The sequence below is a fragment of the Legionella drancourtii LLAP12 genome (assembly GCF_000162755.2).
Classification (GTDB): domain Bacteria; phylum Pseudomonadota; class Gammaproteobacteria; order Legionellales; family Legionellaceae; genus Legionella; species Legionella drancourtii.
In genome coordinates, this window is sequence record NZ_JH413813.1 from 1 (window position 1) to 12,849 (window position 12,849).

The following is a 12,849-nucleotide window of genomic DNA, read 5'->3' on the forward strand; positions in this document are numbered from 1 at the left end:
TCTTATAAAAATCTTTTAAAGCAATTTATGGGCAAATACATTTCCGAACTGTAAGCAATTGTAACGAATGGAATGGATTAATTACAGCCAATTTTTAGTGTTAAAAATCAGATAAAACGACATTGATTTATCCATGTTAAAGAAATGACTAAATACACCTCATAATTACAGAAAAAACCGGTGAGGCATTTGATGCTTTCTTAGAAGGTTTATATGAAGTTAATTAAATAAATGGTCTATTTCTTTGATAACAAGGCATTTGCACCAAGTTCGGAGCCCCATACTAAAAAAATACCCCATTGAATTAAATAAAATTTTAGTGAAAATAATACCCGATTCTCTTAATTCCTTATCAAGAAAATACCTTGATTTTTGACAAAAAATTTTATTATAAATAACAATAGGATATTGACAATATTTAATATTTATGGAGAATGGCGCAAATTAAAAACAACAAGGCTGTTAAATTGTATGTTTGAATATATAGTAGAATTATATTTGCAAGAAAAAAAGCACTATGAAAAGAAACCGGCTCATTATACATGGACTATTGATAATTTTTATAAAACAATTGCATCAAGTAATAAACACAGCAAGTCAATCCCTGCTATAATTGCCTCAGATTATAGATACAACGAGTTAATCCATACAACCCCAGAAGATAACCCCACGTTCTGGGCCAATTTTTATATGGCATGGGCTATTAAATCAATTCAATCGAATCCCAAGCCAAGTTCCAGCAAAAAGATAGATATCAACTTTCCAAGAGAAAGACCTTATTTTTACTCAGAAAAATATTGCTGAACCGCATTCATGATACTAGGAATGATCGTACCAGATAAACAATTTGACAGTAGCGCATGCGCAAGTAAATACTCCAAAGAAGAGGGAGGATACCTCTCACGATTTAGCTCTGAATCTACTTACGAAACAGTATTTAAAAGAAACTTATGCGAAGATGATATTAGTTCTTTTTTAGAATGCACCTCTATCGAAGAAACAGAGCTCCAACGAGTTTCTGACGAAGAAGCAACGCTCCTTTATAAAATTGTAGAATTAAATGATGACACTACAAACTCAAAACAAATTAAAATTTTACTTGACAATGCCACATTTAATTATGATTCCACAAAAGATGGGATGACTCCAATTACATTTAACGGTAATATTAATTATCAAGAAGAAGAAAACGGCTATACTGCATTAACCTTGGCAGCCCATAAAAAGAAATACCGCCTAGTAGAGCTTTTATTAAACCTTGGAGCTGATCCGTTAATTCAAAACTATAATTTAGAACTCGCAAGTGATTTAGTTCCCTTTGATTCGCCTCTTTTCACCATGTTAAAAGGCTATGAACTGATCTATGCAACATTCATTGGTGATTTAAAAAAAGTAACATCCATACTCAATGAAGGAGCTGATATTAATTTTCAGGGTTTGGGGGGCTATACAGCGCTATTAATTGCTATAGAGCAAGATTTTGCTGACTTAACTGAATTACTATTATCATCAGGCGCTGATTTAACAATAACCTGTGCCGATGGACAAGGAGCATTTGAATTAGTCAATAGCGAGGGAGTCTACAACATACTGCTTAACACAATTGAAATACCTGAAGAAGAAGAGGAATATCCTCCTGAGGAGGATATTGAAATACCAGAAACAAAAGAAAAACAAATATCGCCTCCTAATAAAATTATTGAAATACCCGAAGCCAAAGAAAAACAAATATCGCCTCCTAATAAAATTATTGAAATACCTGAAGCCAAAGAAAAACAAATATCGCCTCCTAATAAAATTATTGAAATACCTGAAGCCAAAGAAAAACAAGTATTGCCATCTAAAAAAAATAAGAAGCTTGTTTCTGAAAATGTGGTCATTGAGAATGAAGAGAATCGTGCGGCAACGCCAATACAAGAAAATCCCAACTCTTTTTTTTCTAGTGTAAATAGTGTGTTTTCTACCGTATCAACTATGTTCAAAGGGTTAAAATTCTACTGATTAAAAAAACAGGACATTACCATGAGTAAAACTGATTCCGATCAAAAATCAAAAGCGTTACTTGATGAGCTAAGCTCTGATTCACCACAGTCATCTAAAATAGTAACGCTTATAGAAGAGGGAGCTGATTTAAATTATCAGTCCCCTCAAAATGGCTACACGTCATTAATGTATGCCGTTGAATTAGAGAACTACCCACTTGTTGAATGTTTAGTACAAATAGGTGCGAACCCTTTAATCAAAAATCATGAGCAAAAGATAGCAAGTGACTTAATAGAAAGAGATACCTCCATATACAAGTACCTTAAAAATAATGAACTTTTATTTGCAACTCACGATAATGATGTGGCAACAGTTAAAGAATTAATAGCTCAAGGAGTTGATATTAATTTTCAAGGTGCGGGTAGATACAGTGCGCTATTAATTGCAGTTGAACAAAGTAATCTGGAATTGGTTGAACTCTTTCTAACAAACGGTGCTGATTTATCTTTGATGCGCTATGATGGTCAAGGTGTTTTCGAATTAGTTACTGATTCATTGATACACATAATACTTCATAAGGGAGAACCTCTTAGCGATGAACGCAAGAAAAAATATATAGCAGAAAAAGAAGAAATTAGTGATGCGAAGCTCTATGAACAAGCCCGTTTAAAAACACTGGAAGCCAGAAAAAATCAGCCCTTTCATGTCAGTCAGTTAAAAATATCTCGAGTCAAAGCGCCAGCAAGTGAGGCTCAATTAATGCAGCTTGAACAACACTTTGGCCATCCCATACCCGATCAACTCAAAGAAATATTTAGAAATTATAATGGCGGCACCCCGAAACTTAATAAGTATGGAGATTATGAAACACACGATTCAATTGGTTATTTTTATACACTGAATGATGATAAGGATAATGTCAATAATGTCTGGAATATAATTAAGAACTTAGGGGAAATTTTAGGCCCAGATACCTTACCTTTTGCAGAACACTCCTATAACTCTGTTTACTATCTAAAATGGGAAGAAAATCAAGCAAAGGTATATTTATTAATGTGTGGCACCTTTGCTCTTGAACATCTTGATGACGAGGAGCTTGACGAATTGGATGACCAAACACCCCCCACAATTATAGAAAAAGCCTGCGACGCATTTGATGATTTCTTAGAAGGTTTATATGAAACACACTAAACAAGCATATAGTTGTTACTTTGAAGTTCAATTGTATGAAGAAGATTTTGGCAAGAGTAGAGAAAAACATAATCAGATCTGTAATGAACTTTTATTGCAACAACTCGAGCAGCTCTCTCAAGAAGGCATACAGTTTTGTAACGAAATTACTAATGAAAAATTAATGTCAAATATTTCATCTAACATGCAAGCAGCACCAGATGCATTTTTTGTTTGGGAACATTGTTCCAGCTCCACGGCAATGGGACAAAAGGGGATCATGCGATTAATTCCCAAAAGTCAGCACACAAATTCATCTGAATTTTGGGGCATTATACATCCTGACTATAGAAAAAGGGGCGGTTATCACGAGTGGGCAGTGCCTTTTGGTGCGCCAATTGAGCTTCTCAGAGCAGATTCAACGAAGCTCAAAGATATCGACTTAAAAAAAATCTCTGACGCAACAATTGAATCATTACCTAATTATTTTAAAAAGGCTGTGCTTAGTAATAATTTAACAAGCGTTGCACAACTTATCAATCATGCAAAGCAGATAGACTGTTCTCTTTCGAAACTCAAAGAAATTCTTAACCAAACCTATACTATTGGGGCTCGCGAAAAAAAAACTACATTATTGCATATCGCATCCAAATCAGGCAACGAACCGTTAATGAATATATTAATAAAATATACGGATATTCAGCCTCATTTTACACAAACAGTAGATCATAAACTAGAAACACCGGCACACATTGCCGTGTACAATAATAGACCGCTTCTATTGAAAAAATTGATTTTAGCCGGAGCAGATTTATCGAAAAAAAATCATAAACAAGAAACTGTTCATGATATGATAACAAGACTAAGATTTCACTCTTGTAAGAAAGTTTATGATGATGCATTGCAAATAATTACATCCCATAGCAACATATCACACGATGACACCTCAAACACTCCTCCTAAAGATAAGACAAAAACAAATATACCCTATCGCGATCCAACGATGGTTTATGGCAATCAACCCAGTACATCCAAACAATCAAGTTCAAGTGGGTCAACACAGTCTTCTCCCCCTGTTTTTAACGGAAATTATACTTTTCAAGATGTTCTTAAAAAACAATTTGAAAAAACTACGGCAAGTCATTTTATTAAAAAAGCAGAAGTACAGCGCCCTGTTCCTAAAACTACATTTGTTGACCTCCTTAAAAAACAATTCGGTGAACAAAATAAATGCCATTTTACGACCAAGGCTTTTGTGCATCAATCTAAGCACGGTCAAGATAAACCAATTTTCGCCCCAAGAAGCCCAATTTTTTGGAATGAGCGTAATAAACGGCTAATTTTATTGAAACAAATACAAGTACAACAAGAGCAGCAAGCTATTAAGGCACAAGAGCCATCACAAACGAAACAACTACGTCCTGTGCAGCCAACACTTCGTCCGTCGCAGCCAACACCTCGTCCGTCGCAGCCAACACCTCGTCCGTCGCAGCCAACACCTCGTCCGAATACTCAGCAAGCAAGAGAGGCTCGACAACAACAAACACTACAAAAAATGCAAGAAAGAACCAATCAAGCAACACAACGAGTGCAACAAATACAAAAATGTCAGGAACAATCAAAACAACGAGATCAACAACGTGCACAAATAGTGGAGCAAAAAATTCAAGAAAGAGCTAAACAAGAACGTGTTCGACAACAAGGATTCCAACAAATTCAACAGAGAGTTAATCAAGAACGTGCTCGGCAACTAAACCCGCAACCGCAAACACGAAACCAACAGCCACGATCAAATCGAAATGCTCCCCCTCCTCCCCGAGTCAATCGTCCACCACCTCCACCGCCTCCCCGTGTAATTCGTAGATAGATGCCTGTAGAAAAGGATTTCTACATACACAAAAGGCAATGAAGAAACCGAGGTCATGCCTATCATTTAGAATAAAAAATCTCTTAATATGGATGATTTTTAGTATCCATAAAAAATAAAATTAATTATGGTGATTAAAAAAATGTTTGACTATTTAATAAAGTTATATTTACAAGAAGAAAAAGAACATTTCGCCGAGCAGTCTGGCTATTGGTGGACTAGAGGTAGTTTCTTTAATCTTATGCAAGAAAAATTTGCCAATCAGATAAACGACACACCAGAAAATAATCCTCGATTCTGGGTCAATTTTTACATGGCATGGGCAATAAAATCACTTATAGTACAATATGTACAAAAAGGTATAGGATTAAATTCTAGTAAAATAGAAATTGGCCCTGCTTATCCTATACCCTCTTATTATTCCATTAAGCACAGTTGGACTGCATTCATGATACTAGGAATGATATTGCCAAATAAAAAATTTGGTAGTCAATTACTATATGAATATGGGATTGAAAAAAAAATCTTACAAGAAGAAGAAGGATACATTTCACGATTTAGTTCGAGATCTCTTTATGAAACAGTATTTAAAAAATATTTGAATGAAGAAGATATTAAACTTTATTTAAAATGCACCTCAATTAAAGAAACGCGTCCGGCTAGGATTCATGAAAAAAGAAAAGAAATTTTAAAAAAAATTATAGAATTAGATGATGCAACTACTAACTTACAAAAAATAAAAGCTCTGCTTGATAATACAGCCATTCAACAATCTAAAGAAAAATGGAGTGAGTATACTGACTCTGATGCTAATATTAATGTTCAAGAAGAAAATGGCCATACAGCGCTAATACAAGTTGTTCGTCACAAAAAATACCAAATCGCAGAGCATTTACTAAATTTAGGTGCTGATCCATTAATAGAAAATTGTAGTTCTGAAATAGCCAGTGATTTAGTTCCTTCTGATTCACCATTTTTTAGAACTTTAAAAAATTTTGAGTTGTTATATGCTACGCTCAACAAGGATTTTATGAAAGTACGATCCATACTAAATGAAGGGGGTGATGTCAATTTTCAAGGTTTTGGCGGCTATAGCGCCCTATTAATTGCTATAGAGCAAGACTCCGCTGATATAGTCGAATTTCTATTATTATCTGGCGCAGATTTATCATTAACACGCGCAGATGGACAAGGCGCTTTTGAGCTAGTTACTAATACCGATGTATTTATAATACTTCAAAAAGCAACTGTAGAAGCAGATCTTCCTGACGGAGAGGTAGAACTAGAGGAGGCATTAGAAGATGAGTTAGAAAAAGAATTCGAGAAAGAGCTAAAGGAAGAAGAAACTTCTGAAAATGAAATTGTAGAGGATAAAACGAAGAATATCGTGACTAATCAAACACAAAAAAACGCTAATTCTTTTTTTTCTAGTGAAAGCAATACCGTGCCAGAAGGAGATATCCTAGAGTACTTAGCATTAAATCATATTGAGCTATAAGCCAATACTCATTCTTTGAAAAATGAAGGGCATTTTAATAGAGCATTTTAGATCATTGCATGCTCCTTGAATAATGCCCAGGGGGTAGATTCAATAACTACCATCCGAACAGAAAGGCATTAAGTGGCTTCTTTAGCCATACTCAGCTCCAAAAATCACCTCTTTTACAATAGATTATTGCGATGATAACAATTCCTGTTCCCTATATTTTATCAACGCCACAACAATCTATTTATTCTCTTTTACCCAAATTTACAAACCTAACCAAAAGGTACTCGACCTAACAAAACTAATATTAAGTAAATTACTAAGATAAGAACGATGATTCCCGATGGTCAATATCCCCATTCTCTACTGTGACCCCAAGTTGGTAAGGCGCCAATCAAAAGTAGTATTAACAATACTAACAATATTGTACCAATCATTATATTCCTCCTTGAAAACACCTATCTTATTTAAGTATAGCTTAAGAATCTAGATCGCCACGCGACCACCTTGTAAAAATATTTACCAATCACATCCATGACTTTATCAAGCGGCTATATGTTTTTCTTGAATAAGAACAATATTAAATTTCATCCAAATCTAAAAAATATTTTAGATTGATGAGATGAGACTAAAAATAAAAAAAACCTTAATTTTTCTCAAGAAAAGTGACATGACGCTCAAGATGTGATCTCATACTCCTCGAGGCGCAAAAATTTAATATATATATAAGGAACAATATATAATGAGAAAAACAAAATGGCTGATGACCCTGGCAATTATGTCTACAACCAGTCAAGCAATCTCGGCTACGTACACCAACGACCGTCTTTCATTGAATGGCTCAATAGGATATTTGGCTGGAAAATCACAAGAATATGTTTATGACCGTAATACTGGACACAAAATTAGCCAATTGAATTGGCGGATTAAAGGGGATGCGGTTATCAAAGGCGAGGCAAATTATAAACTACGTCCCTGGCTGGATGCAAATGCCCAAGGGTGGATAACCCTGGCAACAGGTAAGGCCGTTATGGATGATTATGATTGGTTAGTCCCAGGCCAAAAACATTGGAGCCACTGGTCGCACCACAATGATACCGATCTACGTCAAGGCAATGAGTTTGATTTAAGTCTTCGTGCCTGGTTTTTGCAAAAACCCAGTTATCAACTTGCTGGCTTAATCGGCTATCAAAGAACCTTATTTAGCTTCCTGGCCAAAGGAGGTTGTTATAATTATGATAATGGCAATTCAATTGGCTGTTTTGCCGATAATGAAAAAGGAATAGGCTACAAACAAACATTCAAAACACCCTATCTTGGTATCGCCGGTAAATACTTAGTGAAGGCCTTTGAAATCAATGGCTTATTCAAATTCAGTAACGAGGTTAATGCACGCGATGTGGATCAACATTTTCAACGTAACCTTACATTTAAAGAAGGTTCTAATCATTTTAAATTTTATAACCTAACAGTCAATACTGGCTATCATGTAAAACCCCACATAAAACTCTTTGCTGAAGGCGACTTTAATTATTTCCCCCATAAAAAAACCAGTACGTCCATTAGAGATAATAGCTCAGGAGAGATGGCGTTCACAGGAAGTGGCTCTTCAGGGTTAAACAATAAATACCTTATTATTTCCTTGGGTGTTCAATATACGGGAATGGCCGGTTAACCTAACATAACATTTAAAAACAACAGTAATGGGTGAAATTCACTCATTACATTTAGACTCGAATGGCGTTAAGTTAAGCCTCGGGACGTGATCTATGCTTAAAAAAAATGTAAAAACTCGCATGGAAACGCTAATGCTACTTATGGTAATACTTCCTGGTTCCACACGTAACGAAAATACACGAATGGATGCAACAGACAATGCCTACGGCACGTTGTATAAAGGAAAAGCGGGAGTATATAGTCATTTCCAGTCTTGTTGTAGAGAAAACACAGCCTGGGTGAGGCATTGCCCATCCCAGACTAAAAAATTAACTAGCGAGTTCCTGCGCTTATTGATGCGCTTTCTGTTTCATTACTGTCAGCAAATAATTTTTTCATTTGTTCCGTAATCAAAGCCATCATCGTTACAGCAGACATCACCCGAGCGCCACGTGGGATAACTCCGGTAAAAAATCCAGGCATTCCTTTTGACGAATACAGTTTATGCATCGTGGTTACCAGACCGTCTGATTCAGAAGGCGTAGCTGCTTGCTGAAGGGTTTTCACCGTATCAACACCTTGAGAAGCTAATGTAGCCCCAATCCCTGCTAACATGCCTGCCAATATTGAAGAAGCAAAATCATGAGGACAATGTGTTTGAATTCGTTCTTTCAATACCGGCGTTACTCCTAAAAAAAATGTCGTAAACATTCCTTCTCTTAACATGGTTGCCAATAAACCGGTATACACACGCGAATACCCATTTTGCTTTATTAACTGTGCTCCCGCAGCATAAAAACTCGTTTTTTGATGTGTCATGATCATTTCTGTAGGGCAACTAACCAGGGAAGAAGCAGCTCCTGCAGCAAATGCTGTTATTAAGTTCTGTATGGTACTCAATTCATTACTATTGCTAAAAAAACGCTGTTGAAAAAAACGATTAAGACCTACTTGTATCGCCGTTATGGGAATCATACTGGCCGCATTGGGCAAGATGCCCCGATATAAAATCCATGGATTAAACTTGATGGTCTCCCCTTTTTGCATTAAGGTTTTTATCGTCCACAAGGGATGATTAAGCCCTACTTCCCCTGCGCCAGCGGCGATACCTGCAATAATGCTCTGAGCTACGCTCAGTCCCGCTTTTTTTTGTTGCTGGGAATCTAAATTCGTTTGCGTCATATTCTTCTCCAATAATTTAGTCAAATAGTTCTAATCCGCTCGGTAACACCTCCCTAGGGAGGGGCGAATAATTTGAGACCACCCTAGGGATAGAGGAGAAAGGCGAAAACCACCGCAACATAGAAGTTTAAAGAAGAGAGCAAATTGCAAGAAAATAGCGCCCATGCAGAAGAGTCTGCGGAGAAAAGAACGCTAATTTTATGATTGCAAAGGCACATAATGACATTATAATTTTTAACTTAGACTTTCAAACTAACATATTGAAAGGTAATTAATCAACATGTAAACTGAAAATAAATTATTGCAACAAAATTGTCTGGTAATTACCCGATGCCTAAAGTAATAATATTCCAATTAAATTGCTTATTGTCGATCAAATGGCCGTTCACGACTCACTTATAGATTTGTTAGTCAAGCTTAATTATACCAACGATAACAAAGGTTGTTGCCACGGCATTAGCTGGCGATGGCTCGAAGCCAGCCTGTTAGGTGAGGAAAAAAGATTTGACGAACGGATTCGTCGAATTCTGGCAACTAAGAAAAATATAATTCATAGCTTAAATACTCTAAAAACAAAAAAAGGAAGGAACCTGACTCAAGAAGATAATAATCTATTGGATATCACTGCTTTTTTAAACAGCCTAATACTCTATCAATACCCAACTAACCATTATCCTCTTTTTAATGACAATCTAAATCAGCAAAATATTGAGGCAATTGCCAATTTTGCGGCCTCTGATGCCATACAATCACGCGGTGGATTAGTTATCCTCCATTCTGAACCAATGATTTATAATATTGCAGAAATTGCCAAATACTTAAATGATTTAGCACGTATCTTAGAAAAAAATAGCCAACTCCCAAACCAAGTCTTTGGTATCGAGTTAATGAATCAAAATCATACTATGGCTCTTTCGTATATTCGCGGCAAGGGTTGGCGACTCATGGATATTAATCAATATCCAACTAAATTCTTTAACCTCAAAGATACGGCTCGACTTGCTCATAAAATTGCAAGCGGTTTTAAAGAAAAACCTAACAGCCCTTATACAGCCTTTAATGTGCGTGTCATCACCACAGGGAACTACCCGAAACTACCCCAGTTAAAAAATGCATTGGGTTTATTTAAAAAACAACATCACCTGACTAAAGCAATGGCACAACGCACAGAAGCAGTTAATTTGCTTTATATTGCTGCAAAATATGGACATCTAGAAACAATAGAAGAATTAATTAAATATAAAACTAATCTTAACGTTTCTGATGTATATGGCCTAACCCCGATTCATTTAGCGGCAGATTATGGATACGAACACATTGTTGATCTATTGGCACAATATATTGATGTTAATCTTACTGATTATCATTATTGGTCAGCGGTTGATTTCGCAGTAGACAAAGGCCATGCCAAGGTTATCGCTGTGCTGGCGAAACATGGTGCTGATTTCCAGAGCCGCGATATAAAAAGATGTACATTACTCCACACCGCAGCGGCCCAAAATCACCTTGAGGTTATTTCTGAACTAATAAAAAATGGCGTCGATCCCAATGCTGTTGATCTATTTGGCGAAACAGCAGTGCACTATGCCGCGATAAATAATCATCCCGAAACCATTATTGAATTTGCCAAATATAAAGTTAATTTGGATACTCCTAATGATACCTATTTAACGCCAATGTTCTACGCAGCACAAAAAGGGTATCCGAAAGTTATTGCGGCACTCATCGCGTGCGGGGTTTCGCCACGAACCACAGGTCGATTTAAGCAAACACTGGCACATTGTGCAGCCCAATATGGCCATCAGCAAGTAATCGCTGATATAGCAAGCAAGGGTGTTAATCTCAATGCAAGAGATGCATTAAATTGGACTGCGGCACATCATGCCGCACGCAACAACCATCCGCAAGTGATTAGAGAATTGGCAAAGCATAACGCTGATCTTAATGCTACTGATGCCTTAGGCCTAACACCAGCATACTATGCATTAATTAACAATCATGCCGAATCTCTTGCCGCCCTGGTAAAGAATGGCGTTAAATTAAATAAAATTGGTAAATACAATTGGACTTTTGCGCATCATGCTGTAATAAATAATCGCCCTAATATGTTAAAAGAATTAACAAAATATGGCGTTGACCTTGAGGCCCCTGATATATCCGGTTGGACACCAGCCTTCTATACGGCCCAATATAATTATCCTGACTGTATTCCAGAACTGATAAAACAAGGAGTTTCCCTAGATAAAAAAGATAACTTCGGCTGGACTCCTGCCCACTATGCAGCCCAAAATGGATTTCATGAAGTCCTTGCTAAACTGGCAAAATATGGTGTTGCGCTGAATACACCTAATACCCAAAGTCTATCTCCATTATACTATGCTGTCCAAAAAGGAGCGATTGACGCAGTTATTGAGTTAATCAAAGCAAATGTGAATTGCTTTAAACCAGCGATTATTTCTATAAACGATTGTAAGGCATTATTCATTAACCACAATCAAACAATTACTGCTCGAATGAATTATTTCATCCATATCAATCAAGATAGGCAACAACAAAAAATTGCCATAACCCCTCGTAACATAGCTTATATTATGGGACAAGAATCAATTATCCCTATACTTAATAAAACAAAGAAAATTCAAGCGCTTTATCAGAGCATGAACCTGTTCCAAAATTATGGGAAACAATTAAGTCCGGTGACAAATCCACAAGAAAGAAAAAAAGCGCTTCTTTTAATTAATAAACTAAAACAACAAACGGACTATTTTATATACGCGCTATTTAAGACACATGACAAGAATGTAATGAATACTGCTCAAAAAACATTTCAAAGCACGCTAAATCAATGCTTTATGGAGATGCGCGTGCACAAAACCGCCTGGAGACCTTTTTTAACACCAATAAATTCTGCAGCTAAGGACATAGATTTATTGCCGTTGGCACCGCCGCCCCCCAGAACAGAAGCTGGATTTTTTAGGCCCAAAACACAACCAAGAGAATTAGCTAGAAATCAGAAAAATTTGGGATTAACTACGCAACTTGTACTCTGATACCTCCTCATACTCATTGAATAGTAATGCTATTTTGCCTAAAACCATTCTAGCGTCTGTTGACATTTCTACTATCTTGGCCAAAATAGCAAAATGGCAATCGCCCCTAGTAAAACATTAGAAATTAAAAACTCAATGCAGTATTAAGTGCAACTCTAAGAGTTAAGCGCTATACTTGCTCTTTTTTTGTGAGGATTATCCCATGCGCCCCAGTAATCGTGAGTCCAATCAACTTCGTTCCATTAAATTAACCAGAAACTTTACAAAACACGCCGAAGGTTCTGTTCTTGTAGAGTTTGGCGAAACTAAAGTGCTGTGTACTGCCTCAGTAATTGACGGTGTGCCTCGTTTTATTAAAGGTAAAAACCAAGGCTGGGTAACAGCAGAATACGGCATGCTTCCCCGCGCCACACACAGCCGTACTGAGCGCGAAGCAGCCAAAGGCAAGCAAGGCG

The 12,849-nt window shown here is 36.7% G+C and carries 9 protein-coding genes and 1 pseudogene; 8 read left to right on the top strand and 2 right to left on the bottom strand.

All coding sequences use genetic code 11. The annotated features are described in order from the left end of the window. Positions 1–471: 471 nt before the first annotated feature. The 5 genes from LDG_RS06180 (at position 472) to LDG_RS18430 (ending at position 6,518) form a co-directional block, all read left to right on the top strand. A complete protein-coding gene (locus LDG_RS06180) occupies positions 472–804 on the top strand; it encodes a hypothetical protein (RefSeq protein ID WP_006870347.1) in 333 nt (110 codons plus the stop codon). A gap of 21 nt (positions 805–825) precedes the next feature. Continuing rightward, the gene (locus LDG_RS06185) at positions 826–2,001 is read left to right on the top strand and encodes an ankyrin repeat domain-containing protein (protein ID WP_006870348.1); all 1,176 of its coding nucleotides are present in this window, start codon (positions 826–828) and stop codon (positions 1,999–2,001) included. A 21-nt stretch (positions 2,002–2,022) separates the two neighbouring features. Beyond that, on the top strand, positions 2,023–3,174 hold the full coding sequence (locus tag LDG_RS06190) for an SMI1/KNR4 family protein (protein WP_006870349.1): 1,152 nt from the start codon (positions 2,023–2,025) through the stop codon (positions 3,172–3,174). Then, the gene (locus LDG_RS06195; protein ID WP_006870350.1) at positions 3,161–5,020 is read left to right on the top strand and encodes an ankyrin repeat domain-containing protein; all 1,860 of its coding nucleotides are present in this window, start codon (positions 3,161–3,163) and stop codon (positions 5,018–5,020) included. Before LDG_RS06190 ends, LDG_RS06195 begins: the two co-directional genes overlap by 14 nt. Before the next feature lie 142 nt (positions 5,021–5,162). Further along, positions 5,163–6,518, top strand: coding sequence for an ankyrin repeat domain-containing protein (locus LDG_RS18430; RefSeq protein ID WP_006870351.1), 1,356 nt, complete (start codon positions 5,163–5,165; stop codon positions 6,516–6,518). 335 nt (positions 6,519–6,853) lie between these two features. Here the strand turns inward: LDG_RS18430 and LDG_RS20820 are convergent, their stop codons facing one another. Next, the gene (locus LDG_RS20820) at positions 6,854–6,943 is read right to left on the bottom strand and encodes a DUF3309 family protein (protein ID WP_267878841.1); all 90 of its coding nucleotides are present in this window, start codon (positions 6,941–6,943) and stop codon (positions 6,854–6,856) included. A 305-nt stretch (positions 6,944–7,248) separates the two neighbouring features. Between LDG_RS20820 and LDG_RS06205 the strand changes: the two genes are divergently transcribed. Beyond that, positions 7,249–8,181: an omptin family outer membrane protease gene (locus tag LDG_RS06205; protein ID WP_006870352.1), complete on the top strand. Its 933-nt coding sequence runs from the start codon at positions 7,249–7,251 to the stop codon at positions 8,179–8,181. 314 nt (positions 8,182–8,495) lie between these two features. Here LDG_RS06205 and LDG_RS06210 read toward each other — a convergent pair whose 3' ends face one another. Continuing rightward, the gene (locus LDG_RS06210) at positions 8,496–9,344 is read right to left on the bottom strand and encodes an MC/SLC25 family protein (protein WP_006870353.1); all 849 of its coding nucleotides are present in this window, start codon (positions 9,342–9,344) and stop codon (positions 8,496–8,498) included. Positions 9,345–9,721: 377 nt separating this feature from the next. Between LDG_RS06210 and LDG_RS06215 the strand changes: the two genes are divergently transcribed. Together LDG_RS06215 and rph are read left to right on the top strand one after the other, a co-directional pair. Further along, a complete protein-coding gene (locus tag LDG_RS06215) occupies positions 9,722–12,394 on the top strand; it encodes an ankyrin repeat domain-containing protein (protein ID WP_040534714.1) in 2,673 nt (890 codons plus the stop codon). 202 nt (positions 12,395–12,596) lie between these two features. Further along, positions 12,597–12,849 (top strand): annotated as a pseudogene (gene rph / locus LDG_RS06220) (ribonuclease PH); the annotation flags it as partial.

Coding starts and splice junctions, on each gene's coding strand:
- LDG_RS06180 (WP_006870347.1), top strand. CDS start 472: ATGTTTGAATATATAGTAGAATTATATTTGCAAGAAAAAAAGCACTAT.
- LDG_RS06185 (WP_006870348.1), top strand. CDS start 826: ATGATCGTACCAGATAAACAATTTGACAGTAGCGCATGCGCAAGTAAA.
- LDG_RS06190 (WP_006870349.1), top strand. CDS start 2,023: ATGAGTAAAACTGATTCCGATCAAAAATCAAAAGCGTTACTTGATGAG.
- LDG_RS06195 (WP_006870350.1), top strand. CDS start 3,161: ATGAAACACACTAAACAAGCATATAGTTGTTACTTTGAAGTTCAATTG.
- LDG_RS18430 (WP_006870351.1), top strand. CDS start 5,163: ATGTTTGACTATTTAATAAAGTTATATTTACAAGAAGAAAAAGAACAT.
- LDG_RS20820 (WP_267878841.1), bottom strand. CDS start 6,943: ATGATTGGTACAATATTGTTAGTATTGTTAATACTACTTTTGATTGGC.
- LDG_RS06205 (WP_006870352.1), top strand. CDS start 7,249: ATGAGAAAAACAAAATGGCTGATGACCCTGGCAATTATGTCTACAACC.
- LDG_RS06210 (WP_006870353.1), bottom strand. CDS start 9,344: ATGACGCAAACGAATTTAGATTCCCAGCAACAAAAAAAAGCGGGACTG.
- LDG_RS06215 (WP_040534714.1), top strand. CDS start 9,722: ATGGCCGTTCACGACTCACTTATAGATTTGTTAGTCAAGCTTAATTAT.